This is a genomic window from Mesorhizobium hawassense (genome assembly GCF_003289945.1).
In the GTDB taxonomy this organism is placed as follows: domain Bacteria; phylum Pseudomonadota; class Alphaproteobacteria; order Rhizobiales; family Rhizobiaceae; genus Mesorhizobium; species Mesorhizobium hawassense.
The window spans coordinates 82,254-107,215 of record NZ_QMBP01000008.1; the positions used below are offsets into that span (position 1 = coordinate 82,254).

Below are 24,962 nucleotides of genomic sequence, written 5' to 3' on the forward strand. Positions count from 1 at the left end.
AGAATAGATAGGACGATCTGATCGATCGGATTACTGCAGCTATGCCGGCATAAGCATATGACATTCGAGACCCTAAATCCCGGACCGCACTCGGCAGCGAACAGCGCTGCAGACCGAACCCGTCCGCCGCGAAGCGTTGCTCGCGCTTTTAATGTCGAAGGGGGTTCACGCGTTTAGAAACATGCTCTCAATGCGCCCGTTGCGGCGGCGACCGCCCCGGTGCTTTGGCTCTCATTGCATGTGCCACTTGAGGGCAAGAAAGCGCCCGCTGGGGGGCTGTTATGGTACAGCAACCGGAAATGCGCTTCATCATGCCATAGGCAAGAACGAGGTCGCGATGACGGCGCGTCACTCCACCGCTCGATAGATTGGGCCACGTTCCAGCACAGGATCCAGAATTCCGCTGGAGAGTTCGTCTGCTGCGTCAAACAAACTCGGAGGGTTGCGATGAGGTGCAGGATATTTGAGTTCTGCCTTCATTTCATCCGAGTAGATGTACGCGCCGACGAGCAGCGTGGATAGAACGTAAAACGCTTCTCCATTTTCCACCTCGAGTCTCTTCAGCCTCTCCCACATCTCCGTCTGAGGCGTGGCGCGCAGCTCTGCGAGAAGGCCCGTCAACATGTCGAAATGCCTATCCAGAATCGCAGCGGCCGCCGTGACCAGCTGGTCGAATTTGGAAAGCGTACTGCCGGAACGAAAATCTCCGTCAGGGGGGATCAACGTATCGGCAACGATGCGGAGCGTCTGGAGTTCCGCTTCAGTGAAGGCACGCGGAGGTGCAGCGCTGGGCCGCGAGACAGACAGGCGCTTTTCACGGGACCCTCTCATATCGTTCATCACTTAAGCACCTTCCTTCAGGTTCCGAATGAGTTCTTTAGCATTGCGAAGCGCGAGTGCCGCTATAGTGCTGGTTGGGTTTGCAGAGCCGCCAGTAACGAAAATGCTGCCGTCTGAAATTACCAGATTAGGCACGTCGTGTGCGCGGCCGAATTTGTCGACTACCGAAGTCTTGGGGTCCGAGCCCATCCTCGCTGTACCCAAAAGATGTCCCGGTTCGCCCTGCAAGTCAGGAACTTCAATAATTTTTCTGGCGCCGCCGGCTTTGTGGATGTCCACCATGCGGGCAACGGTAAACTCTCTGATCTTCAGCGTGTTGTCGCTATAGCGATACCGAATTTTCGGAGCTGCAATCCCGTCTGTGTCCGTCAGGTTGGGATCGAGCGTGACGCGGTTGCTCTCTTCCGGCAGATCGTCAATATTTGCACCCCACATGAGTGAGTTGCGTGCCTCTCTGAGGACCTTGTGAAAATTCTGTCCCCAAAGGGCGTCGAACTTCAGAAGCCGATGGGGATCGATGCCGGTCATAAGGAGTCCAGGGGTCGGACATGCGTGCAGCTTGGCGCCGCGGACAAAACCGCGGCTCGGATCGGTTTCGAAAAACTGCATTGAGCTGACAGCAGATCCAGCGGGTCCGCGCCAAGACTCCATATCTTCGTCATAGTAGCCGAAAACGGCGCAATTCGGATGGAGCATAAGGTTTTTGCCAACGAGGCCTGACGAATTTGCGAGCCCGTGAGGGTGCTTCTCCGACGCCGATAGAAGAAGTAGCCGCGGCGTTCCAATACCGTTAGCGCAGAGAACCACAGTCCGCGCTCGGGTCCGATATTCCATTCCCTCCTTAATCCATGCTGCCCCCGTCGCAGCGCCCGTTTCATCGACCACGATATTGGAGACGCGAGCACCGGTGATTAACTTCGCGCCTGCCTTGATGGCTGCTGGCCAATAGGCCAGGTCGAATGAAGCCTTGGCTCCTTCCGGGCAGCCTTGAGTGCATGTTCCCCAACGCGCGCAAGCCTCAAGCGAACCAATCTTCTGACTTGGTATGGCATTGGAATGAGGCCACCAATGCCACCCGAGTGCATTCATCGATTGGGCGGCCTTCATGCCATGCTTGCCGAGAGGCATCGGCGGCATTTTGGGGGCATAGCCCTCGGGATAGGCTGGATCGCCTTCCAAGCCTGACACACCAATGAAATTGTCAACTTCATCGTAGAAGGGTGACAATTCCGCGTAGTCGATCGGCCAGTCTTCAGCAACGCCATCCAAGCTTCGCACTCGGAAATCTGAAGGCGCCAAACGTGACCACAGGGCACTGAAATGGACGGTCGAACCGCCTACTGCGTTGTACATCGAAGGCGCTAGATCCGTCTCCGACACCTCAAGTGGGTAATCGGCAGGATTGCGCCGGTGGTTGGGCTCAGCTTGCCAGTGGCCCCGTGCCACGAGCTCCCACATGTCGAAATTGGCCGCATAGTCTGATGGGAGTGCGTAATCACCTTGTTCCAAACACAGGACACGAAATCCAGCGAGTGCAAGAGCATGGGCGGTAATGGCCCCTGACGGACCTGAACCAATTATTACAGCATCATAGATGCCTTCCTGTCCTGTGTCGCCATTCATGTTCTCGAACCCATTCTGTGTGTGAAGCCTTTGACGATTAGCGTCGTCGGTCTCGTATCATTGTGTTGCTAAACGTCGACGGACCTGAAGTGACGAAAGATCGCCTCTTCAATGCTTAAAGCGGCTAGCCAAGACGTCTTTGGATTATCTGGTAATGGTTCGTTTTGAAGCTCAATCGAGAAACTGCCGAAGGCGCCTTTCGCGTCCACTCTGTGACAATTCCGAGTCAGAGCGGGATCTGCGATAAGTATGACCTCGGTAGCCTCAAAACCGTTGCCGGCGAGTGCTACCGCTGCCGTGACATTAGCATTCTTCGGATACAGCAGTGCGGCCTGTTCTGCGTTGCCCTTAAAGATTACCGTCGGTTCTTCGAGGGCTGCCAGATCCATGGCATCCGCGGCCGGTGTGCCGAGCCAGGCATTGGGGGGCTTCATTCCGGTGTAGGCGACGGAGCTTAGGCCGGCGCTTCTCGCGGACCTGAGGACATCAAGCCCGCCGATCGCACCCGACACCGCTGTCAGGCGGCTTCGGCCTTCCGTCGCAGCGGCCTTGAGACTTTGAAACAGCGTCTTATCGCCCAGGCTGCCCACCGATACGATAATCGTGTGAAGCCCGTTCCTCAGCAGGGTCGGAACAAAGTCGCGGACAGCCTCGTGGCTCGCGCATTCGATGACGAGCGATGGGCGCCACGCAATCAGGTCCGCGACATTCGTGAAAAGCCTGACGCCGCCGAGTTCGTGCGGCGCTGGCGCCAGGTCCGGAGGAACCAGTGTCGCCGCAAGGGCGAACTCGCCACCAGACTTTTGAAACGACGCCTGAAGGCTGCGGGCCATCGCCCCAAAGCCGATCAGAGCAAGGCGCTTTTTCTCGTCTGACAAAGCAAATCCTCCTGGGCTAGGCGATGGTGTGAGCGAGCGCGGGCTGTCGAACGCCAAGCTTCACGAACGTCTGCTTGGTCTCCATATATTCATGAAGCGCATCCAGACCGTTCTCCCGGCCGAAGCCGCTTTGTTTGACGCCGCCTTGCGGCAATTGTACGCCGCCCTCGAAATAGGTGTTGGCGAAGACAGTCCCCGACTTCAGCTTGCGTGCGGTCGAGAGAAGCTTGTCGACATCCTTGCTCCACACCCCGTTGGCCAGGCCATAATCCGTTGAATTCGCGAGATGGACCGCTTCTTCCGGGCTCTTGAATTTGGTGACGCAAAGAACCGGTCCGAAAATCTCCTCCTGGAAGACGCGCATGTCCGCCGTGACCTCGCCCAGAATCGTCGGACCGACGAAGTAGCCGTCATCGTATGTGTCGCCGGAGAGGCGTTGCCCGCCGCAGATCACGACCGCCCCTTGCTCCTTGGCTCCAGCGACGTAGCCGAGAACCTTGTTCATGTGGTGCTCGTGTATGAGCGCGCTCATGTCCGCTTCTTTGTCGAGCGGATGACCGACCTTGATCCGCTTCGCACGCTCGGCAAGCTTTGCAACGAACGCGTCTGCGACGCTGTCTTCGATGATCAGGCGGGCACCGGCCGCGCAAACCTCGCCCTGGTTGAAGACGAAACTCAGAAGAACCCCGTCCAATGCAGCCTCGAGGTCGGCGTCGGCGAACACGATGTTCGCGCCTTTTCCTCCGAGTTCCAGGGCTACGCGCTTTACGCTTTCGCCGCACTTTCCGCCGATCTTCCGGCCCACCGCGGTGGAACCGGTAAACGAGATCATCGAGACATCCGCGTGGCTGGTCAGCGCCTCGCCGACGACGGCTCCCCTGCCGGTCACGACGTTGACGACTCCGGCCGGAATACCGGCCTCGGTTGCCAGTTTCGCGATTTCGAGTGTGGTGCTGGACGTCAGCTCCGCCGGCTTGATGACCACCGTGCATCCGGCCGCAAGCGCGTATGGGAGCTTCTGGAAGAGGCACACGAGTGGGAAATTCCACGGCACGATCATTCCGACGACGCCGGACGGCTCCTTCGTGACGAGTCCAAGAGCCTCAGGGCCAAGGTGGGTATGCGCTTCGCCCTTTGCCGTAAGAGCGAGGGAGGCGGCAAAACGGGTCATCTCTACGACCATGACCAACTCGTGAGCCGACATCCTGATGGCTTTAGACGCTTCCTCGGCTTCCAGTCGAACGAGACGCTCCGCATTCTCGGCAATCAGGTCGCCAAACCTGTTGAGCAACTTGGCGCGAGCGGTCCCGCTCAAATCCGCCCAGCCTTCGTGGGTAAACGCTTTCAACGCAGCCGCGACCGCATCGTCGACATCTTTTGGCGTGCCGGCCGAAAAGCGCGCGAGCAGCGATCCATTGGCCGGGGAATACCTGTCGATCAGATTCGCCGAAGGAACGGAGAGGGCACCATTGATAAAATGGCCGTAAACACGAGGTGAAAGATCGGCTTGGGTCGGCTTCAACATGGCCTCCATGGAATGGTTCAATAGGTGCGATCGGACGCCGGAAACCTCGCCGTCCCAGGACGGTCGGCCAAGACTCCCGCAGGACGCGACGTGCTTTTAGTTGGCGACGACGCGCAGGAATTCGGGCGGCGCATAGACGCCCACCACATCGCCGACATGGCTGACGCACCGATCCGTGACTGCGATTAAGCGCTTCTCTCCGGCCGTGAGATATACGTTCGTCGTTTGGCCCAGCGGTTCGACGAAATCCACGACCGCGCGCGCGGACCCTGGCGAACCGAGTTGAACGAGCTTCAAGTGCTCGGGCCGGATACCCAGGGTGAACTGTCCTGACGCATCGAGTCTGCTGGAGATCAGATCCCGCTCGTGATCGGGGATCGCGTCGACGAACTCCCGTACCTCACCGGTGGGACGACCGGCCGTCGTCATGGACGCGGGGAAAAGGTTCATCGGCGGCGAGCCCATGAAGTCGGCCACGAAATGGGTCAAAGGCCGGTCATAGATTTCCAGGGGCGATCCCACCTGAACCATGTCGCCATGACGCATGACTGCTATCCGGTCGGCCATGGACATAGCCTCGATCTGGTCATGCGTGACGTAGATCGTCGTGATGCCGAGTTCGGAGACGAGCTTCTTGATCTCCGTCCTCATGACGGCGCGAAGCTTGGCATCGAGGTTCGAGAGCGGCTCGTCCATAAGAAAGACCTTGGGATTTCGCACCAAGGCGCGAGCCAGTGAGACGCGTTGCCGCTGGCCGCCGGACAATTGGAAGGGCTTCCGACCGAGGTAGTTGAAGATCCCCAGCTTACCGGCCGTCTCCTCGACCTTCCTGCGCTGATCGGCCTTCGATACTTTGCGAATCTTCAACGGGAACGCGATGTTCTCGTAGACGGTCATGTTGGGATATAGCCCATAATCCTGAAACGCCATCGCGATGTCGCGATGTCTGGGTTCAGCGTAGGTCACGTCCTTGCCATTGATGTGGATCGAGCCCGATGTCGGGAGCTCCAGCCCCGCTACCATGCGCAGGGTTGTCGTCTTGCCGCAGCCCGATTCCCCCAGCAGGACGAAGAACTCGCCCTCGGCGATATCGACCGACACTCCGTTCACGACGGTGAGTGCGCCGAAACGTTTCCGGACGTCTTTGATTTGAATTCCCACGAAGGCCTCCTTTAACCCTTTACTGCGCCCAAGGTCAGGCCGCGAACCAGATAGCGTTGCATCAGCAGGACGAGCACGACAACCGGCAGTGACATCACCACCCCGGCCGCCGAGGCCATGCCCCATGCGATGGATTTTGCGTTCAACGTATTTGCCGCGATCACCGGAAGCGTCTTGGCGGCTTTCGAAGTGAGCATCGACGCCAGCAGGAACTCGTTCCAGGCAAACATGAAGACGATGACCATCGTCGCTGCGAGCCCAGGCATCAGAAGCGGCAAGGTCACCCGCCAGAACGCCTCGACCCGAGAGCAGCCGTCGATCAGCGCGGCCTCCTCGATCGATTGCGGGATGTCCTGGATGAAGACGCGCATGACCCAGACGACGAACGGGAGGCCCGCGAGCGCGTAGGCTGCGATCAGCAGCCAATAGGTGTCGAAGACGCCCAACCAGCGAGCCAGGATGAACATCGGGACCACGCTGACGATCGGGGGCAACATGCGGATCGACAGAACTTCGAAGGCGATCATCTGCTTGTTCTTGATGTCGAAGCGCGCGAGCGCGTAGGCGGCGAGAGTCCCGGATATCATCGCAAGGCAAGTCGACAGCCCGACGATGATCGAGCTGTTGATAAACATTGTCATTATTCCCAGGTCTTCGACCAGCTTGACGTAGTTTTGGAGACTGGGGGCGAAAATCCACACTGGTGGATACGCCGTGATGATCTCGTCGCCCTTCAGAGAGGACGTGAACATCCAGAAGATCGGAAACGCGAAAAACGCCGTGGCGAGAAGCGCCAGCGCATACGCTAGAGCCGCCTTGGAACCGCGGCGAATGGCGTCATGTTGCATCGACATTGACAGCTCCTAGCGGTTTTCTTTCTCGGATATTATTCGGGTGAATCCGGAGAGCTTCGTGAAGATCAATATGATGATCGTTACGATCAGGAGGGTGATCCACGACAGGGCGGCGCCGTAGCCGAGATCGAAGAAGCGGAAATTGATCCTCTGCAGATAGACGCTGACGAGATCGGTCGCAAAATCGGGGCCGCCGCGAGTCATGATGAATGTCGTGTCGTAGGTGCGGAAGGCGTCCACGATGCGCAGGAGCGTCGCGATGACGATGACGGGCTTGAGCAGCGGCAAAGTGATGGAGAAGAACACCCGTATCGGACCTGCGCCGTCGATCGCAGCAGCCTCGAAAGGGCTTTTCGGCAGCGCGGATATGCCGGCGAAGACGATGAGGAACATGAAGGGCGTCCACTGCCAGATATCCACCAGAATGATTGACAGGAGCGCGGTGCTGGAGGACGAGGTCCATAGAAGCGGCTGCAGTCCGACAAGGGTCAGCAGGTAATTGAGCACTCCCAGATCGGGCATCATCATGATGCGCCAGACGATCCCCACCGCGATGGGCGTGATCAGCATCGGAATCAGAATGATCGTCCGCAGCAAGAAAAAGCCCGGATAACGCAGATTGAACAGCAGCGATAATAGCACAGCGAGCACGAGCGAGGTGCCGACGCTGAGCGTAACGAATACGAATGTCAGACCTATGGCATGCCAGAACTGGATATCCAGCAGGGCACTTGCATAGTTGTCCAGCCAGACAAAGCGAGCGTTGCCGCCATGCGTTGGATTGTAATTGGTCAGGGAAATGTAGAGCGAATACACCATCGGAAAGAAACCGACGGCGTTCATGAGAACGAAAGCTGGAGTAAGGAGCAGCCAGCCGGTATGGCGCTCTCCTGCTCTTTGCGCCTTGTCGGCGCCGGCGACCACCTGCGGAGTGGAAATCGAGGTCATGCTCATAACAATTTCCATTCACTAGGGGAATGACCCAGCGGGGCCATTCCTCTAGATCGGTTCGTGTGGTCAGCGAATGACGGATTTAACGCGGGACTCAGCGTCCGTCATCGCTTGTTGCGGGGTCTTCCTGTCGAGCATGGCGGCCAGGATCTCCTCATATAGTACGCGCTGCACTTCGACCGAGTTGGGAACTCGATAAGGAGGCAAAGCGATCGTGGTGGTGCCGCGCTTTTTGAAGTCCTCATAGACGTTCAGGGACGGAATTTTTTGGCGCACGGCCGGGTCTTCGAGCTGCGACTTGTACACAAGGTTCGTCTCGCCATTTTCGAGCAGGAGTCGGTAGCCTTCACCCCTGAGCATCCAATCGAGGAATTTGTAGGCCTCGGCCTGGTTCGCCGAATTGACGCTGATGCCCAGTGACATGCCGCCGGTCATCTGCTGCTGGAACTTCTCGCTGGGAACGGCGGCGTATCCGATTTTGCCCTTCAACGGTCCGGTCTCCAGCCCGGCGAATACATCGGACCAGCTGATGAACATCGCAGCCCTGCCCTGCGAGAACAGCGAGATGCCGTCAGGATAATCCAGTCCCTGTGCGCCCTTGGGGGCGTAGGGGAGCACTTCCTTGAGACGCTCGATCGCCCTTACGCCCTGGCCTTCGGAGTTGAAGATTGGTTGGTTCTTGGCGTCCAGCACACCATCGTCTTCCGGTCCAAGCTTGGTCATACCCATCAAGCGGGTTGCCCAATCACCCGACATGTGCGCGTCCTGACCGCCGAGCAGCAGGATATTGCCAGCGACGTCGCCCGAGTGAAGAGCCTCGGCGCACTTCCGATAGTCGTCCCAGTTCGTGGGGACCGACAGGCCTTTTTCCTCGAATAGGTCCTTTCTATAGGCGAAAATTGGGGTCGAGAATGTAAGCGGAATACCGTAACGCTTTCCGTCGCTCTGGACGTATTTCAGAGCTTCCGGGAAAAGGTTTTCATATTGCAGTGCCGGAAGCGATGAATCATTCGTTTTGATATCATCGACGGATTGCACCCACTTGTTGCCCAGGACCTGATGGATGAACAAGGCGTCCAAAACCAGAAGATCGTAGGTGGAGGAACCCTGCGACATCTCGACGAGCAGCTTTTCATACTGCTCGTTCTGAGGAACCGGATCCGCGCTGATCTCGGCATCGGTATAAGCTTTCGCAATCTGGTTCGCCAGTACGTCGCTGAAAAGCAGGTTCATGTTGAGAATGTTCAGGCTCTTGCCGCTTTGGGCACGTGCGCCGGACAAACCGAGATTATAAGCTGCGACCAACCCTGCGGCGGCCTTCAGGGCCGATCGGCGACTCATGCTTCGATGATTCAAGCCTTTGATCACGTAAACCTCCTCCATTGTTCCATGCGGTTTCTAACTGCGTGGCTTTTACGACGCGAAAGGCTGCTCTTCCCCAGCGCTCGGTGGCGCTGTAGCGGTGAGTGCCGTTTTTACAGGAGCTTCCCCAGGAGCTCCGTCGTCGCTTCTGTAGGAGGAGAAAACCATTGGCCATCCCGATCGACAATGGCAATATCCAACAAAGTGTTGGACAAACCGCTCAACATGCGAGGTGGCCCCTGCTATGAAAGACCTATTCGGTCCAGCACTTGAAACCATGGAAACGCATATCGCGCAGCGTGCGATTTTAGATACCAGTAGGCGACATCCCGCCGCCGCTCCCAAAGCGCCACCGGTATATCGTCCAACCTTTTTCTCCCAGCCGCGAACTCACCCAGAAGCCGACCCAGGCTGTGAGCCAGGTTGACGCCGCGTGTCGAGAAGCCCGTGATGGAAAAGATATTGGCTCCGAGTCTGAGCACATGTGGGAGCTTCGTCTCGGAGATCGCGCAAAACCCCTCCCAATAGGACTCGAAGGCGAGGTCCTGATCCGTCAGTTGCGGGTAGAGAAGCTTGAGCCGATTTCGACAATGGTTCACGCCGTATCGTTGGCCGACGCCGAGTGCGAACACCGCCCCTCCGGTGATGATCCGCCCCTCGGCATCGAGCCTGCCGAAACCGCCTGACTTACGGCAATCGGAAAAGCACATCATGGTTCGCATGATGTGTTCCCGAAGCTCCGGACGCAGTGGTTTGGTCGCAACTTGATAGAGGTAAACCGGAATTGCCGAGCGCTGCACGCCCGCGAAGGCGTCGTCGGTATACCCGCCGGTGGCGATGAGGACGGTGCCCGCTTTGATCCGCCCCTCGCTGCAGACCAGAACCGGCGAGGCATTCGCGTGCTCGATCCGCCGGACTGCCGTGTTCTCGAAAATTCTCACCCCCGCCTTCTGCGCCGCCTTGGCGAGTCCAAGCGCCAGGCCGTAGGGGTTGAGAGACCCGCCGGTCGGATTCGACCAGCCGCCGATATAGCCGGCGGCGCCGAGAAGGTCGTGTACGTCGGCGGCGGAGTGCCACTCGACTGGCGCTCCGAAAGCCTGCCATTCCTCGAAGGATCGCCGGACCCTGGACAGGGAGCGTTGCGAATGCGCCGGCTGCATCCAGCCATGCTGTGCTTGGGAACAATTAATCTGAAGCTCGGCCGCCTGACGGAAAACCATGTCCGAGCCGGCGACGACCAGTTCCGCGAGCGCCCGCGCCTTGCGGCTTCCAAGAATCGAGGCGACATCTGAAGGCGTCATCGTTCCCGGAAACTGGGGTATGCTGTTGCCGCCGTTTCTTCCTGAAGCACCGCTGCCGACCGTTCGCGCGTCCACGAGGACGACGCTCGCGCCATTGCGAGCGGCGTGTATTGCGGCGTTCAGACCGCAAAATCCGGCTCCGACCACCACGACGTCGGCGGATTGATCTTCTTCGAGCCTGGGGAAGCGGATCGCCGGCTCTAGGAGGGTCTTGCTCCAAAGCACAGGATCCATCGAAGAGGTATCCAGGTTGGGGGTGGACATCGTGAAGTCCTTTGTGGGCTCGCCGCAGAAGAGTTCGCGTTGAGTGTTCGCGAGGAGTTCGGCTTTCAAAGTCGATGTGAAGAACAAGCCGAAGGGCCGATCCACCCTGGCCGGCACAATTGCGGGGAGAAGCCGGCTTCGCGCTTGGCCTGTAAGCGCGCCGGAACGGCAATCACGCTCAGCTTGCTGCGCGCAAAGTTTCAACGAGCTTCTTCGCATTGCGAAGCGCGAGCGCCGTAATCGTGCTGGTCGGGTTCGCAGCGCCGCCGGTTACGAATATGCTGCCGTCGGAAATGACGAGATTGGGGACGTCGTGGGCGCGTCCATATTCGTCGACGACGGACGTCTTCGGATCATTCCCCATCCGGGCGGTTCCGAGCAGATGCCCGGGCTCACCTTTCAGCTCAACGATTTCGATGCACTTCTTCGCGCCCGTCACCCTATGGATTTCCACAAGCTTCTCCATAACATAGTTGCGCATCTTCACCGTGTTTTCGCTGTAGCGATAACGGATTTTCGGCGCGATGATGCCATCGCCGTCGCGCAAGTCCGGATCAAGCGTGACGCAATTGCTTTCCTCCGGCAGGTCGTCGATGTTCGCGCCAAAGAAGATCGCGTTCCGTGAATCGCGTATGACCTGGTGAAAACTGGAGCCCCAAAGCTCATCGAACGGCAGAAGCCTGTGAGGATCGATGCCGTTGAACAGCAACCCGGGCGTCGGGCAGGCGTGCATCTTCGGTCCGCGCACAAAGCCGCGGGAGCGATCGGTTTCGAAGAACTGCATCGAGCTGATGACGGAGCCGACAGGACCGCGCCACGATTCCAGATCCTCTTCGTAATAGCCGATGACGGTACAGTTCGGGTGCAGCATCAGGTTTTTGCCCACTAGGCCGGATGAGTTGGCAAGGCCCTGCGGATGCCGCTCGCTCGCCGAAAGCAGGAGCAATCGCGGCGTGCCGATGCCGTTGGCGCAGACGACGACCTGCTTGGCCCGGGTATGATGCACCTCGCCCTTGCTGATCCAACGGACGCCCGTGGCGACACCGCTCTGATCGACGGTAATCTCCGAGACGCGGGCCCCGGTGACCAATTTGGCGCCGGCTTTGATTGCCGTGGGCCAGTAGGCCATGTCGAACGATGCCTTCGCGCCTTCGGGACAGCCTTGGATGCAAGTGCCCCAGCGCGCGCACGCCGAAAGTGTGCCGATCTTCTGGCTCGGGATCGCATTCGCATGAGGCCACCAGTGCCAGCCGAGCTTGTTCATGGCCTCCGCGGCCTTCAGGCCAAGTTTGCCAAGAGGCATCGGGGGAAGCTTCGGCGACAGCCCGTCAGGATAGGCCGTGTCGCCTTCCAGGCCGGATACACCGATAAAATCGTCGACCTCGTTATAGAAGGGAGCGAGCTCGCTGTAGGAGATCGGCCAGTCGTCAGCGACACCGTCGAGTGTCCGGACCCGGAAATCGGATGGCGCAAGTCTCGACCAGAGCGCGCTGTAGTGGATCGTTGACCCGCCCACCGCGTTGTACATGGATGGCGCCAGGTCTGTCTCCAGGACGTTCATTGGGTAATCGGCCGGGTTGCCCCGGCGATTAGGCTCTACCTGCCAATGCCCCCGAGCCACGAGCTCCCACATTTCATAGTTTGCGGCATAGTCCGAGGGGAGCGCATAGTCGCCCTGCTCAAGACAGATGACCCGGAGGCCTGCGCCGGCGAGCGTGTGAGCCGTCACCGCTCCGGAAGGCCCGGAGCCGACAATTACGGCGTCATAGACGTCATCTTGCATAGCAACGTCAGCCTTCCATCGATATCGCAAGGGAGCCGATCGGGCCGGTTGGCCTTTAACCTGCAGCATACGGGTCGCGTTTTTGTCTTACCAACCAGATGGCGATGGCGGCGGCAATGGAAAGATCTGACGGTTTATTGGACATTTACCGACGGCAGCGCGTGGGCAGCAGGCAAAGCGGCCTAAGTGGGCACTCCGTCGGGCATGGGTCTTTTCCCTCGCAATGTTCGGTTTCTGCAGTTTCTTGGCTGAAATGTCCATTGTGACCACCTTCACGGCCGCGCAGAATTCAACGGAAGATAGCGCGAGAGGAGAGCGATGCGTACCCAGGTCGCCATTATCGGTTCCGGTCCATCCGGCCTTTTGCTTGGTCAATTGCTGACCGAGGCAGGCATCGACAACATCATCCTCGATCGCGTCAGAAAGGACCACATCCTCGGCCGTGTACGTGCAGGCGTACTGGAGGAAGGCACCGTCCGGCTGCTGGAAAAGGCGCAGTCGGCGACCCGTCTGCACGCCGAGGGGCTCCCACATGACGGCTTTTCGCTCGCCTTCGACGGCCGCGATCATCGGATCGACCTGGCTGGTCTCACCGGCGGCAAGCGGGTGATGGTCTACGGACAGACGGAAGTGACCCGTGATTTGATGGCGCGTCGCGAAAGCGGCAATTGCCTGACCATCTATGAGGCCGCCAACGTCCGCCCGCGCGATTTCGAGGCAGCCCCCTATGTCACGTACGAAAAGGACGGCGTCACGCACCGCATCGATTGCGACTTCGTGGTAGGATGCGACGGCTTCCATGGCGCCAGCCGCAAATCCGTCCCGACAAAGGCGATCCGCTGCTTTGAGAAGATCTATCCCTTCGGATGGCTCGGCCTGCTCGCTGATGTCGCTCCGGTCCATCACGAGCTGATCTATGCCAACCATCGCCGCGGCTTTGCGCTGTGCTCGATGCGGTCAATGACGCGCAGCCGCTATTACGTCCAGTGTTCGCTGGACGACAAAGTCGAGAATTGGAGCGACGACCGTTTCTGGGAGGAGCTGCGCCGCCGCTTGCCTGCTCATCATGCTGAGGTGCTGCTCACCGCACCCTCTTTCGAGAAGTCGATCGCGCCTCTGCGCTCCTTCGTTGCTGAGCCCATGCGCTTTGGCCACCTTTTCCTGGTTGGCGACGCCGCTCATATTGTGCCGCCTACCGGCGCGAAGGGGCTCAATCTCGCAGCAAGCGACGTTCACTATCTCTTCCTTGGGCTGGCGGAGCACTATCAGGACCGCTCCAGCGCCGCGCTGGACGCCTATTCCCCGAATGCACTTGCCCGCGTTTGGAAGGCTGTCCGCTTCTCCTGGTGGATGACGACGATGCTGCATCGCTTTCCTGACACCAGCGATTTCGAGCAGAAGATCCATGAGGCGGAACTCGACTATCTCACCCATTCACGCGCCGCGTCGACCGCGCTTGCGGAAAATTATGTCGGCCTTCCGTTCTAAACTAGCCGCCGAGCCTTTTTCGCGACTGACGCCATTAATTGCTGTATCTCCGGGAGTTCCGTTAGACGAGGGGGTGATCGAGGCCGACATCTCCGTCGTGAAGCCGAAGGCCATCGGAGGAGACGCGACAAGGCGGTCGAGACTCTTGTGTCAGAATGCCGTCCACCAGCGGTCCGCTGCGATGCATATCGCGCCCCGATGTTGCCCCATGCCGGTCCTTCGAGCCGCCGCCAGTATTGCCGAGCCAAATAGCGGTAACGCGCTTGCCTTTCGACCTCGAGATAGGGTCCTTCCCGCCGCAAATCCGCATCGCTGACTAGCGAGGGTCTCGACCCGCCCCTGTCTCGTTGATGCCTGTCGTTCTCCCAGCCATATTCCTGGCCATCGCAACTAACCGGAGCACTGACCGCTTTGGATTGGAGTCGAGCCAGACAGCCCTGATTGAGGTGACACTGTTTTGCCCCGCGAGCGGTTTCCAAGTCGCGGACTCGATAACGACCGTCCTGGCATAGCTTTCGTCGGCGAATGTGACGCCTTGCCCGAGTTGCACTTTGAAGATGATCGTCGCCGGGTTCGCAAGACACCTTTGAGAAGCCGGGCCGCCATCGGCTGCGATACGCTCGAGTAAGCACAGATCCGATGGTGGTCCTTCCAGTCCCACCGGAACGAGCAAAGACATATCCGCAAGGTCGGCCCATTCGACTACTGGCTTCTTGGCGAGTGAATGACAAGACGGCAAGAGCACGAAAAGACGCTCGCGCCAAAACACCTGGCTGCTACAGGATCTGACGCTGCCGATGTCTTGTGTGAACACAATGTCGAAGCGCCTGCGGCGGATGGCTGCCAAGCACTGCCCCGTTGGAACATCCTCAATGGTCAGCCTTACCTCCGGATACAGTGCTTTGAAACGATCGATGAGGCGCTTGAGGAATTCCCCTGCTGTTACCCAGCACAATCCAATCCTGATCGTCTTGGCATCTTGGTTTTCGCAACCACGCTCTGTGAAAGCATCCAGCAAGCCTTCGTAGTGAGCCCGCACAATTTCGATCCAGGCGCGGCCGGTCTCGGTCACCTGAACACCGCGCACGCTTCGATCGAACAATTGCATTTCCAAAAGCTGTTCGAGCTTGACGATGTTGCGGCTCACCGAGGATTCCTGGACCCTCAGGGCTCTTGCCGCCTGACGCAGACTACGGTGATCCATGGCTGCAAAGGCGTAGGTCAGTAGCTGGAGAGCGTTCCCGTTCCGCGTCATGTCGCTTTGGCTTTTTGCATATCGAGGTGGATGATTCCCGTTCAGCCCGACGCGATCAGATCGTTCATCCGTGAGGGCCAAGCCCACGCAACAGTAGCCTCGCGCGCCAGCAAAGGTGCATTGACGCCGGCCCCATTTGATGGCGGGGTCACACTGAAACTTCTGTTGCCGCGGTCGTGGTCCTGGGAGAAACGCTGGTCTCGTAGACATATTCGTGCGGAATGGCCGGCGCTGACATCTGTGATACGTATCGGTCGAGGTTTTCCCTGCTGTTGCTCGCCGCAAGACTGCAGAAATTTCCGCTGTTCCACGTCATGACGCAGTATTTGAAATGCCCGCTCACTGCGTGCGACATCTCTGACAGAGTCACCTCATTGTTGAACATTGTCGTGAGGACAGCCGCCTTCTTTTTCTCGATTTCCTCTTGCGGGAAGTATCGCGCCTTGAACCCGAAATCCTTCTGCCATTCGCGGCGCATGTATTCGCCCTCGTCGATCGCTCTGAATTTTTCGACAAAGACGAAGATGCCTCCCTCCTTCAGGTGCTGGGCGACAAACTCGATCTGCTTTGACCGGTTCGGCGAGTACATCTGGAAGGTGGTGTCTTCCAGAATGACATCAAATCCTGGCCCAAACATTGCGAGCCGGGCTTCTGAACCGAGCACGTCCTTGGTCAATCGATGGAAGGGGCCTACGAAAAACTCGGCGTCTGCAGGCTCGCCATACGCCATGAAGCATTTGTAATTTTCCGCGTTAGGGCTACAGGAGAGGCTGCGTATATGCCCACCGGTCAACTCGGACAATGTTCTCGCCATGGTGCCCTCCGCTGTTCCGAGGCTGTAAAGCGACAGAGGGGCGCTAGATTGCCGCGCGTATTTCAGCACGGCGAGGGCCATCCGACATTCTTCCTCCAATCTGTAAGGAATGCTGCCATGGTAGTGGCGGTCAAAAAAGCCCTGTCGAGCTGCGTGCAGAGCGACTAGATCCCGAAGGAGTTCATCTCTCGGGAGAAGCCGAGCATCTGCCACGGGCTTCCGGATTGGCATCCCGCTCTGGCCGGCGGCGGTCGCGGCGAAGAATCCTGATAGTTCATTGATCCGCGGGCCATGGTCGCATTCGGCCAGAAAATCGTCGAGACCTCGCATTTCAGTGTGCCTCCCACAAAAGTTTGGTCGGTGAGACGCCCTAAAGCTCGACGGGGAAACAAAGATTAGCTTGGCTTAATATTTCATTGTCGAGTACAGGCGGAGGCGATGGTTAGACCGGCGTGCTAGAAACGGCTTTCATTCAATTGCCGTTTTTTCGCGGAAGGCACACCTTCCACCAACCCTGAATTATTTGTGAGTTGTCTAACAACCTATGGTTAGGCAAAAAACAGGAGGGCGAACTACATAGTAAGGAGGTCGGATCGATTGGCGGATCGTTTTTGCCTCGACCCGGACAAGATACGCCCCTCGCGGCATCAGACATTGGCTCACCAGTATGAGAGCTGGGGAGACGTGCGGGCGGACTTGATAAGGAGGACCGGCCTGGAGCGGCAGGAAACAAGAATCGCCCACCCGCGGCATATGTTCTTCTTCAACCTAAAGGGCGTGGCGCGACGTGGAGAAGATTTCGTCGACGGGCGCCGGGTTTCGTTCTCGGCAAGGCGGCCCGGCTCAATAATCTACATTCCAGCCGAGAGTGAATGGACTGGCTGGGATGAGGGCGATGCCATCGCATCATACCTGCTTGTGTCGATAGCACGGGAATTTGCCGAACAGACCTTCGAAGGATCGGCGTCCTACCGTTCAGCACAAATGCCACCGTGGATCGGATTTCGTGACAACACCATCGAGATGGCGTTGCAGAGAATAGCCGCCGAGCTCAGATATCCCGATCCGATCAGCGTCACGATGGTGGAGAGTCAGGTCACCCAATTGTTCGTACAAATGGTCAGGTTGAACCAAACCGGTCATCAGGTGGCAAAAGGGGGGCTTTCGACCTTCGATCTCAAACGGGTGCTGGGAATGATCGAGGCATCCTCAGACGGCAGACCCACACTGACCCAACTTGCCGAGGAACTCGGCATTAGCCGTTTTCACTTCAGCAGGGCCTTCAAGCAGTCGACAGGCATGACGCCTCATGCGTTCATCGCACAGCGCCGATTAGAGCAGTCGGCGGACTTGCTGCGATCCACAAATTTGTCAGCAACCCAAATCGCTCTGGAATGCGGTTTCGCAAGCTCAAGCCATTTCACGACCGCATTCAAGCGGGGCTTCGGCACGAATCCGATAGAGTTTCGGCGCAAATGCAGGATTTAGCGCAGCACTACTGCCGTATTTCAGCAAGGATTTGCAAAGTCCAGCGTCACGGGAAAGCCGACATCGCCTGAGTGGGTATTGACCTACGGCCCTATGGTTGGGGGTGGGCCGCCGATGTCAAACGCAGATCGAGTCACTGATACCAAAAAACCGTCAGTCCTTTCTCGAACGGTCCTGGGGTTTTTGGCCAGCACCTTGTCGGCCTCTGTGGGACGAAATGGCTATTACATTGCATCCGCATGGATTCTTGTCGAAGCGGGGTACGGAAGCGCGAGTGTGGGCACCGTGCTTACGATCGTCAGTGTTGTCGAATTTATCGCGAGCCCTCTGGCCGGCGTGGCGGCGGATCGGTTTGACCGACGACGATTGAACATCGCGGCGGACCTTAGCCGCTTTGTCGTCCTGCTCGTGACCGCTTGTGCGTTTTTCTATCTGGACGCGTTCGTAACGATCTGCCTCTCGGCAGCCCTCTTCGCATTTTGCGACCGTGTGGCACTTACGACCTCGCAGTCGATGATCCCTGTCGTGGTTCGAGGCGCTGGTCTCGCGACCTCAAATTCCATTGTCTTCTTCGCCGTGCAGTTCGGTTGCCTCGGGGCAGCCCTGCTTGCTGGTCCATTGCTCAATGAGCTCTCCCCTGCCCTGGTGTTCACAGTGCTTGCCGCCTTCTTCGTGGCTTCAGCGGCCAGCCTGGGTTGGGTACGATTGGACCGGGCGTCGGACAGGGTCTACGCAGCCAACAGCTTTGTACCCAACACCGACCTGGTTCGCCACTTTGCCGTGTACGCGTTACTCTACGGAGGCGCAGTGCTGGTTAGCGTAATGGGATCCGGTTTTGTTTTCGAAGAACAGCAAGGCACTGCCGTCGATTTCGGCCACCTCGAGGCGGCATGGTCGGCGGGCTCGCTTATCGGAGCGGGCCTTCTAGCAAGGCTGACACGAACGATTAGTACTCATACACTGCACCTCATGCTTTTAGGCTCAACCGCGCTCGCCTTGATGGCGCTGACGCCCTTATCCGCGCCTTGGACATTGGCGATCTTTGCCGCGCTTGGCCTCTTCTACAATCTGGGCCGCGTCAGCGTCGAGGTCACGCTGCAGTCGCGTGTATCCGATAGGGTCTTGGGCAGAGCTAAGGGTGCTATGCACAGTCTGGCTGTCGGGCTCGGATTGATCATTTTCGGCATCGCTGCCGTATTGGGAGACAGAGTTTTTCCGTCGACGATTTTCTTCGGTTTCGGCGTGGCCCTTCTCGCCGGTGTCTATGTATTGAGCATCAATTTCGCAAAGCAAAAGGGGGAATGATTGAGGTGGACGAGCTAGCACGAACCGTAGAAGCGAAGCGTGCGGTCCTCGGATCGCTGGCAGCGCTTTACCCGTGGATGCAACCCTACTATTCCCTCCCGCTCCGCGACTATGCGTCCCGACTGTTCGACGCGCCGGCTTCGAAAGCCACGCCGGAGATCCGCCGGCACGCTCTAACCAAGCTGCTTGGCACGATCAAGAACGCGGGGAAGCGGAACGGATTGTCCATCGATGCCGTCGCGCAGATTTGCCGCGAATTCGAACAGCGCCGCGTGCTGCAGACAGGTCCTCATCTGCTTCTTCTTCTGGACCCGGAAGCTTATTACACGCATATTCTTAGCCTGCTTGGCCTCTCGGCGCATGGCTGTTCGACTTATCTGTCCTATGCCGTTTCGACGGTCAGCCTCGCTGAAAAAGCACGCAAAGGGCCTGGCTGGCTCAAAGTCGACAGGCAGCCGGTCAACGTCTTCGGCCTCCCCCGAAGCCGCATGATCGGGTATAGCCTTCTGACCGGGCCCGGAGCCTATCGGTTCGAACTGGTGCCAGCAGAACAAGGCGCTGAGCCTGACACGCTTGATCTACTACACAACCGTTTGCCAAAGGGCCAATTCGAGCGGCCGGCGCATGCCATCAAGGCAGCCAATCTCAGCCTGTGGCCAAAACTTTTTGGAAGCCGCTTCACCTTCTTGCAGATCGACGACGAGGATATTGCCGATCTGGTGGCGGACCATCTGTCGGAAGAGAACTCCTGGCTGCGTACCAGGTTGCTGGAAGACCCACGGCTCGCCTCGAATATGCTTGCCGAGATCGACACGCTTGCAGACGGCCCCTGGAGTGGCTGGCTTTCGCGCAGTACCGACTTCTTCTGGTTCTATCAAAACGGCAGGCGCCTGCCATTGCGGCTGGTCGCTGGCGAACTTGTCAATCCGGCAACCGGAGCGAAGATGGTTCGCTTCGCGGCTTCCGAGATCATCGCGCGGTTGGCCGACCGCAGCCTGATTCCAAATCTCCTCCTCATGTTTCTGGTCACGTCGGTACTGCCGGGCGTCCGCGCGCTCGGAGGCAGTCATCAGCCGATCTACTACCCCCTGATGCGCTATGTCGTCTGCCGGGCACTCGAGGCGGCAGACGTGGATGCCGGTCTTCGGGAAGCTCTCGTGACCGACGATCTACCGGGCGCTTGGGGACACCGAGTAATTGAGTGCGATGACGATTTCTTCGACTCATTTCGAAACGATGACATTGCCGCATCTGGCGATTTCACCGATCGCTTCAGCAAGATGTCTTTCACAGAAGCCTGCGGAGGTATGACCAGCTTTGTTTCGGATACGTCCTGGCAGGAACTTCACAGGCGGTTGCGAGAGCAAGCGATCGCCCCCACCGATGCGGAATGGGCTTTCTCCTGAGCACATCAATAAGCGCAGGACGTGACGTTCAGTCGGACGTCACTATTGGGGTCGCAAGTGGTCGGAGCGCCTTTAGGAATTCGGATACGATGCAGTACTCAAAAGCAAGCAGTTCCAGACTTCCATTTAGCGGGAACACATGAACATTTCCATTCGTCGCCAAGGCCAGTTTTGCGCTGGAAAAGCCAAAGTGTCGAGTTCAGAAATGGCCGCAACGGGGCCGAGAGCGGACTGGCAGTTATGGGCCGGTGTACCGCGCACAGCGGCCAATATCTCGCTGGTTCCTCCCCGATGTGATGTATTCCCGGCAGCCTTCCTAATATCAGCGACGATCGCCTCCGGCATGAACCTACCGGCAGGGATCGGGCGACGCCCTGTGGAATTGATGGTCGACGTAGAATTGGGCAGGTGTCCCGATGAGCATGTCCGCCACAACTCGGGACGATGGTTGAGAACCTCGCATGCGTCCAGAATCCAATCTCGTCAAGTTGCCCAGACCTTCGCGCTTGCGCTGTCGAAGAATGTGTACCCGATCGTGGAGCCGGCGGTCTTCTGATACTTTGCGAGGAGTCCGTCCAGCGCCCTGAGCTTGTCGCCGTCCGGGTTGTAGACACCGAAGTAGATGTGCTTCGCCTCAGACGCAAAAATGGCGCGGTAAATGTGCGCGTCGTTCTCATCGGCGCTGTGCCCGTAAACGAACATCACCGCGGAATTGCCCCTCAGCATGTCCAGGCAATGGCGGAGGTAGGCGACCGAGTTGATCTTGCGCATCTTCTGGTTGCTCGTACCTTCCGCTACGTAGACTGGGAACCTGCCGCGCTTGGCGATCTCGTCAGTGATCGTGGCGATGACTCCAGAACCAGTGTCGACTGCTTTCATTATCTCACCTCCTCCGCTTTCAAAGAGATGGAGGCCGCCGTGCAGGTTGTAGAGATGGCAGTACGCGTCCTCCGAGAACGGGCCGTGGAAGGAGCCAGCAGACCTACCCAGCCCGAATCCGTCCCGGAGGAGCCGCTTCTCAAGATTGACCCAGTAAAGCAGCAGATCATAGTTCAGCGAGAACACGGTAGAGAAGCAAGACAAGAAGTCGGCGCTGCTTGTGTATTTCGAACCTAAATCTTCCCGATGATTGGGATGCGTTGCGTTGACCGCCTCCACCAGCGCTTCCCGTACCTTCTGGGCATCCGCTTGAATGTCGGCGGCATGGGCGGCGTTCCCGTATGCCCGCTCCACTAGCACAGCCCCTTCTAGAGCCCGGACCACAGCCTCGAAATCGACCGTCCCGAGAGCGTCGAAGAGATCGCGCACCGGGGTGCCGGCTGCGAGGCCGGATTTGTCGAGCAGATTGCGGTAGCTGAAGTATTGAGCGGAGAAGCCATTGCCGATCAGCAACGCGCGATCCTCGCCTTCTGTCCGCTTCATGGCATCATTAAAGTCGATCACGTCCGGCATTGCGTAGTCTCTCCCAGTAGAAGCCCTCTATTCCGGGCCACGCTCTTTGACCACTTAGGCGACGTACAAACAAGCGGTGTATCAAGGCGACATAAGCTTTCAGTCGGCTCTCGTCTCCCAGCTGACGTTATTCTGGCCAACGCGCTGCAGTCTGCCTCGCGCTAAGCAGCGGTTGCGCAAGCGCTGAGGCTTTGCGGGGAACGGCTGCGGATCCGGCGGAACCTGGTGGCTGGGATTCGCTGCGAAGGCCAAGGCCAAGTTCAGCGTCAGAATATTGTGCAACATCTGTGTAATGGTAGTTTCCGTCGCTCGATTGCATGTTTTCGAAGACAATACGGCCTGCCTTTGTTAGGGATGCAGCATCAAGGGAGGACCAAATGGCAAGAAAGGTCTTTTTCAGCTTCCATTACGACCGCGATGTGCATCGCGTAGTGCAAGTGCGCAACTCGTGGGTCGTACGTACTGAAGGGGAGGCTCCCCCATTCTACGACAAGGCCGAGTTCGAAGAGGTAAAGCGGCGCGCGGGCGGTATCGAACAGTGGATCGAAGAGCAGATGAAGGGCACGTCTGTGACCGCCGTTCTCTTCGGTGCCGAGACCTACGACCGCGAATGGGTGCGTCATGAGATCAAGCGCAGTTACCAACTGGGCAAAGGAATGCTTGCAATTGACATTCACAACGTCAAACACCCCCAGAAAGGCGCCGATGCACCAGGTCGCAATCCGCTGTCCTTTTGGGAGATAGAACAGGGAGGCCGGAAGGTGCCGCTCAGTTCGCTCTATAAGCAGTACGACTGGGTCAACGACGACGGCTACACCAACATGGCGACTTGGATTGAGGCGGCGGCACGCGCTGCAGGGAAATGAACCTATGCCTATCGTCGGCAGAACGCGTTTTCTGAAGGAATTTCCGGCCGCGCTTCATGAGGGAAATGCCGCGGTGTTCATCGGCGCTGGCGTGTCTATGGCAGCGGGATACCCCTCCTGGGCCGACCTGTTGGTCGATATCGGCGAGGAACTTGGCATCAGAACCAGCGACATTCAGGACCTGGCTGCACTGGCCCAGTGGCACATCCTTGAAAGCGGCGGCGCGACCGGGGTTCGCAATGTCATCAAAAAGGAGATCGGCAAGAATCGGGTCGTACCTGAAACGCTGGAGATCCTGGCGCGGCTACCGATGCGCCAGCTGTGGACCACCAACTACGATCGGCTGACGGAACGCGCGTTCGCGGCGATCGGCAGGCCGATCGACGTCGTCGCCGGAGCGAAGGACCTCAGCCTGAAGGCAACGCCAGGCGCGGCGCGTCTTTATAAGATGCATGGCTCGGTCGACCGAGTCGACGACATTGTCATCTCGACCGACGACTATGAACTCTACCGTTCGCGGCGGGGTGCGTTCACCACCCTGCTGCAAGCCCATTTGAGTAGCTTGTCGATGCTGTTCGTCGGGCTGAGTCTTACCGATCCTAATATCCGCCACGTCCTGTCCCTGATACGGGAGAGCTTTACGGAGGCACCGCCCGAGCATTTCGCTGTCGTTCGCCCGCCGAAGCGCAGTGACTTTGCGAGCGACGACGAATATCAGGCACGTTCCGCGCAACATCATCTTTGGACGAAAGATCTTGGTCGATATGGGTTAATAGCCGTCGAGATCGCTGACTATGACGAGGTGCCTGCCCTACTGCGCGAAGTCGAGCGCAAGGTCGCCGCAATGCGCGTGTGGGTGAGCGGAAGCTGGCCTCTCGACTCACCTGGCAGCGGGTCTTCGGAGTTGTACCGACTTGCCGAGGGCGTGGGCCGACTGATCGGTATGGCAGGCCGCGATCTTGTCAGTGGCTTGGGTGTCCTGGTGGGTCCAGCAGCAATGGCCGGCTTCGTTGATTCCCTGCGCGATGGCGGCGGTTGGGATGTTGATCGGCGGCTCATCGTGCGCGCGTTCCCGCAAGCACTCGCAGGCGGAAGCGCGGACAAGACGCATTGGACCGCGCTACGAACCGAGCTCGCCCGCCTCTCCGGCATCGTCGTATTCCTGGGCGGGGCAAAGCGAGATGGTAGCAACATCATCGCGGCATCCGGTGTCCACGAGGAGTTTGAACTGGCACGCGCGGCCGGCGCTTTCATCTTGCCGGTGGGAGCGACGGGAGGGACGGCGAAGCTTATCTCCGACGAACTCCTGGGCTCAGCTATGCCCTCGACCGGCGCCGCTGCGCTGAGGCCAACCGACAAGGAGCTGAAGGCTCTTGCCGATCCTGCTGCGACGGGTGAACAGCTCCTGTCCCTTGTGGCGGACATCCTGAAACGCATCGCGAAAGCGTAAATCCGCGGCGAGGACCAAATGCCGGTATTTGTAACGAGCGATGAACTCCGCGCATTCGCCGCTAAGAAGACAGCGACCGAACAGGCGTCCATTCGGAAGACAGCATCGGAACGCCCCCTGGAGGGATCGACGTTCCTGTCGCATTCGACCAAAGATGAAGACTTGGTGGTCGGGGCGACCATCGTGCTCGAAAACCACGGCGCGAAGGTATACATCGACAAAGTTGACCCCGAGATGCCCCCCTATACCACCGACAAGACCGCCTCGCTTCTCAAGACGCGGATAAGGCAGACCAAGCGCTTCATCCTGTTAGCAAGCAAGAACAGCAAGGAAAGCCGCTGGGTGCCATGGGAATTGGGCGTGGCAGATGGCTATAAGACCACCAGCAAGATCGCTCTATTCCCCTCCTCTGACGTAGCCAACGACAAGACCTGGGCATCGTGGGAGTATCTCGGCCTCTACCCCCGTATCGCCTGGGGCGAGATGGAGGGGCAATCGGGATCAGTCTGGATGGTGTGGAACCATACAGCGAATACGGCCCAAACGTTGAAGGACTGGCTGGCCGGGGCGTAAGTGTGAGGTAGGTGCACTGGCCCCCTTCGTAACGACCGCGGACATCAAAGCTAGCGAGCGCGCAAACGCCTGCGGCTGCTCACTCTAATGTCCGATACCGGCACGGTCCGCTGATCGACTGACTTAAACGCTTTTCGGACAGTCAGATTTTAGGCCGGAAGAGGGACTGATGGCTTCAACGCACACGTGCAAATCCGCGTTGGCCTTGGTTCTCTTACGGATACATGGCAGGAATTTTCTGCTAAAATCTTCCTAAGCTGGAACTGTGTTGAAGTGGCGATAGCATTGCGCCTTTCTAGGCAGGCGGAGCGCAAGTGAATCAA

At 58.4% G+C, this 24,962-nt stretch carries 20 protein-coding genes; 7 read left to right on the forward strand and 13 right to left on the reverse strand.

What is annotated here, in order from left to right; all coding sequences use genetic code 11:
• Positions 1-348 precede the first annotated feature (348 nt).
• The 10 genes from DPM33_RS17685 to DPM33_RS17730 all read right to left on the reverse strand — a co-directional run bounded on the left by DPM33_RS17685 (position 349) and on the right by DPM33_RS17730 (position 12,542).
• Positions 349-840, reverse strand: a complete 492-nt coding sequence (locus DPM33_RS17685) for a hypothetical protein (protein WP_112098735.1) — start codon at positions 838-840, stop codon at positions 349-351.
• Between the two features lie 3 nt (positions 841-843).
• Positions 844-2,463 carry a GMC family oxidoreductase gene (locus DPM33_RS17690; RefSeq protein WP_112098736.1) on the reverse strand — a complete coding sequence of 540 codons (1,620 nt, stop codon included), beginning with the start codon at positions 2,461-2,463 and terminating at the stop codon, positions 844-846.
• A 68-nt stretch (positions 2,464-2,531) separates the two neighbouring features.
• Positions 2,532-3,341 (reverse strand): aspartate dehydrogenase, encoded by an 810-nt coding sequence (locus DPM33_RS17695; protein ID WP_208648420.1) that lies wholly within the window; start codon positions 3,339-3,341, stop codon positions 2,532-2,534.
• 16 nt (positions 3,342-3,357) lie between these two features.
• The gene (locus DPM33_RS17700) at positions 3,358-4,875 is read right to left on the reverse strand and encodes an aldehyde dehydrogenase family protein (RefSeq protein WP_208648421.1); all 1,518 of its coding nucleotides are present in this window, start codon (positions 4,873-4,875) and stop codon (positions 3,358-3,360) included.
• A gap of 87 nt (positions 4,876-4,962) precedes the next feature.
• A complete protein-coding gene (locus DPM33_RS37440; protein WP_281004796.1) occupies positions 4,963-6,027 on the reverse strand; it encodes an ABC transporter ATP-binding protein in 1,065 nt (354 codons plus the stop codon).
• A gap of 11 nt (positions 6,028-6,038) precedes the next feature.
• A complete protein-coding gene (locus DPM33_RS17710) occupies positions 6,039-6,881 on the reverse strand; it encodes a carbohydrate ABC transporter permease (RefSeq protein WP_112098738.1) in 843 nt (280 codons plus the stop codon).
• 9 nt (positions 6,882-6,890) lie between these two features.
• Positions 6,891-7,829 carry a carbohydrate ABC transporter permease gene (locus tag DPM33_RS17715; protein ID WP_167449117.1) on the reverse strand — a complete coding sequence of 313 codons (939 nt, stop codon included), beginning with the start codon at positions 7,827-7,829 and terminating at the stop codon, positions 6,891-6,893.
• 69 nt (positions 7,830-7,898) lie between these two features.
• Positions 7,899-9,200, reverse strand: coding sequence for an ABC transporter substrate-binding protein (locus DPM33_RS17720; RefSeq protein ID WP_167449118.1), 1,302 nt, complete (start codon positions 9,198-9,200; stop codon positions 7,899-7,901).
• 236 nt (positions 9,201-9,436) lie between these two features.
• Positions 9,437-10,828, reverse strand: coding sequence for an NAD(P)/FAD-dependent oxidoreductase (locus tag DPM33_RS17725; RefSeq protein WP_167449119.1), 1,392 nt, complete (start codon positions 10,826-10,828; stop codon positions 9,437-9,439).
• A 109-nt stretch (positions 10,829-10,937) separates the two neighbouring features.
• Positions 10,938-12,542, reverse strand: a complete 1,605-nt coding sequence (locus DPM33_RS17730) for a GMC family oxidoreductase (RefSeq protein ID WP_208648422.1) — start codon at positions 12,540-12,542, stop codon at positions 10,938-10,940.
• A 318-nt stretch (positions 12,543-12,860) separates the two neighbouring features.
• On the opposite strand from DPM33_RS17730, the gene pobA reads away from it, so the two are divergent.
• Positions 12,861-14,030 (forward strand): 4-hydroxybenzoate 3-monooxygenase, encoded by a 1,170-nt coding sequence (gene pobA, locus DPM33_RS17735; protein ID WP_112098743.1) that lies wholly within the window; start codon positions 12,861-12,863, stop codon positions 14,028-14,030.
• 316 nt (positions 14,031-14,346) lie between these two features.
• Here pobA and DPM33_RS17740 read toward each other — a convergent pair whose 3' ends face one another.
• Together DPM33_RS17740 and DPM33_RS17745 are read right to left on the reverse strand one after the other, a co-directional pair.
• Entirely contained in the window at positions 14,347-15,495 is a 1,149-nt protein-coding gene (locus tag DPM33_RS17740) for a LysR family transcriptional regulator (RefSeq protein WP_112098744.1), read from the reverse strand.
• On the reverse strand, positions 15,434-16,429 hold the full coding sequence (locus DPM33_RS17745; RefSeq protein ID WP_112098745.1) for a class I SAM-dependent methyltransferase: 996 nt from the start codon (positions 16,427-16,429) through the stop codon (positions 15,434-15,436). The genes DPM33_RS17740 and DPM33_RS17745 overlap by 62 nt, the downstream gene beginning before the upstream one ends.
• Before the next feature lie 267 nt (positions 16,430-16,696).
• Here DPM33_RS17745 and DPM33_RS17750 point away from each other — a divergent pair, with 267 nt between their 5' ends.
• The 3 genes from DPM33_RS17750 (at position 16,697) to DPM33_RS17760 (ending at position 20,298) form a co-directional block, all read left to right on the forward strand.
• Positions 16,697-17,587 carry a helix-turn-helix transcriptional regulator gene (locus tag DPM33_RS17750; RefSeq protein ID WP_112098746.1) on the forward strand — a complete coding sequence of 297 codons (891 nt, stop codon included), beginning with the start codon at positions 16,697-16,699 and terminating at the stop codon, positions 17,585-17,587.
• Between the two features lie 114 nt (positions 17,588-17,701).
• Entirely contained in the window at positions 17,702-18,892 is a 1,191-nt protein-coding gene (locus tag DPM33_RS17755; RefSeq protein ID WP_167449121.1) for an MFS transporter, read from the forward strand.
• Positions 18,889-20,298: a hypothetical protein gene (locus DPM33_RS17760; protein ID WP_112098748.1), complete on the forward strand. Its 1,410-nt coding sequence runs from the start codon at positions 18,889-18,891 to the stop codon at positions 20,296-20,298. Before DPM33_RS17755 ends, DPM33_RS17760 begins: the two co-directional genes overlap by 4 nt.
• A gap of 483 nt (positions 20,299-20,781) precedes the next feature.
• Here the strand turns inward: DPM33_RS17760 and DPM33_RS17765 are convergent, their stop codons facing one another.
• A complete protein-coding gene (locus tag DPM33_RS17765; RefSeq protein WP_112098749.1) occupies positions 20,782-21,750 on the reverse strand; it encodes a DUF4917 family protein in 969 nt (322 codons plus the stop codon).
• A gap of 377 nt (positions 21,751-22,127) precedes the next feature.
• Here DPM33_RS17765 and DPM33_RS17775 point away from each other — a divergent pair, with 377 nt between their 5' ends.
• From DPM33_RS17775 to DPM33_RS17785, 3 genes are read left to right on the forward strand one after another with little or no spacing between them, the layout of a single operon-like run.
• On the forward strand, positions 22,128-22,616 hold the full coding sequence (locus tag DPM33_RS17775) for a TIR domain-containing protein (RefSeq protein ID WP_112098751.1): 489 nt from the start codon (positions 22,128-22,130) through the stop codon (positions 22,614-22,616).
• Between the two features lie 4 nt (positions 22,617-22,620).
• A complete protein-coding gene (locus DPM33_RS17780) occupies positions 22,621-24,066 on the forward strand; it encodes an SIR2 family protein (protein ID WP_112098752.1) in 1,446 nt (481 codons plus the stop codon).
• An 18-nt stretch (positions 24,067-24,084) separates the two neighbouring features.
• Positions 24,085-24,639: a toll/interleukin-1 receptor domain-containing protein gene (locus DPM33_RS17785; protein WP_112098753.1), complete on the forward strand. Its 555-nt coding sequence runs from the start codon at positions 24,085-24,087 to the stop codon at positions 24,637-24,639.
• Positions 24,640-24,962 lie beyond the last annotated feature (323 nt).

Bases quoted from the DNA above. Each gene is read 5' to 3' on its own strand.
- DPM33_RS17710 (WP_112098738.1), bottom strand. From the start codon at position 6,881: ATGTCGATGCAACATGACGCCATTCGCCGCGGTTCCAAGGCGGCTCTA.
- DPM33_RS17730 (WP_208648422.1), bottom strand. From the start codon at position 12,542: ATGCAAGATGACGTCTATGACGCCGTAATTGTCGGCTCCGGGCCTTCC.
- DPM33_RS17685 (WP_112098735.1), bottom strand. From the start codon at position 840: ATGAACGATATGAGAGGGTCCCGTGAAAAGCGCCTGTCTGTCTCGCGG.
- pobA (WP_112098743.1), top strand. From the start codon at position 12,861: ATGCGTACCCAGGTCGCCATTATCGGTTCCGGTCCATCCGGCCTTTTG.
- DPM33_RS17700 (WP_208648421.1), bottom strand. From the start codon at position 4,875: ATGGAGGCCATGTTGAAGCCGACCCAAGCCGATCTTTCACCTCGTGTT.
- DPM33_RS17765 (WP_112098749.1), bottom strand. From the start codon at position 21,750: ATGCCGGACGTGATCGACTTTAATGATGCCATGAAGCGGACAGAAGGC.
- DPM33_RS17775 (WP_112098751.1), top strand. From the start codon at position 22,128: ATGGCAAGAAAGGTCTTTTTCAGCTTCCATTACGACCGCGATGTGCAT.
- DPM33_RS17760 (WP_112098748.1), top strand. From the start codon at position 18,889: ATGATTGAGGTGGACGAGCTAGCACGAACCGTAGAAGCGAAGCGTGCG.
- DPM33_RS17715 (WP_167449117.1), bottom strand. From the start codon at position 7,829: ATGACCTCGATTTCCACTCCGCAGGTGGTCGCCGGCGCCGACAAGGCG.
- DPM33_RS17755 (WP_167449121.1), top strand. From the start codon at position 17,702: ATGTCAAACGCAGATCGAGTCACTGATACCAAAAAACCGTCAGTCCTT.
- DPM33_RS17740 (WP_112098744.1), bottom strand. From the start codon at position 15,495: ATGTCTACGAGACCAGCGTTTCTCCCAGGACCACGACCGCGGCAACAG.
- DPM33_RS17745 (WP_112098745.1), bottom strand. From the start codon at position 16,429: ATGCGAGGTCTCGACGATTTTCTGGCCGAATGCGACCATGGCCCGCGG.
- DPM33_RS17785 (WP_112098753.1), top strand. From the start codon at position 24,085: ATGCCGGTATTTGTAACGAGCGATGAACTCCGCGCATTCGCCGCTAAG.
- DPM33_RS17780 (WP_112098752.1), top strand. From the start codon at position 22,621: ATGCCTATCGTCGGCAGAACGCGTTTTCTGAAGGAATTTCCGGCCGCG.
- DPM33_RS17690 (WP_112098736.1), bottom strand. From the start codon at position 2,463: ATGAATGGCGACACAGGACAGGAAGGCATCTATGATGCTGTAATAATT.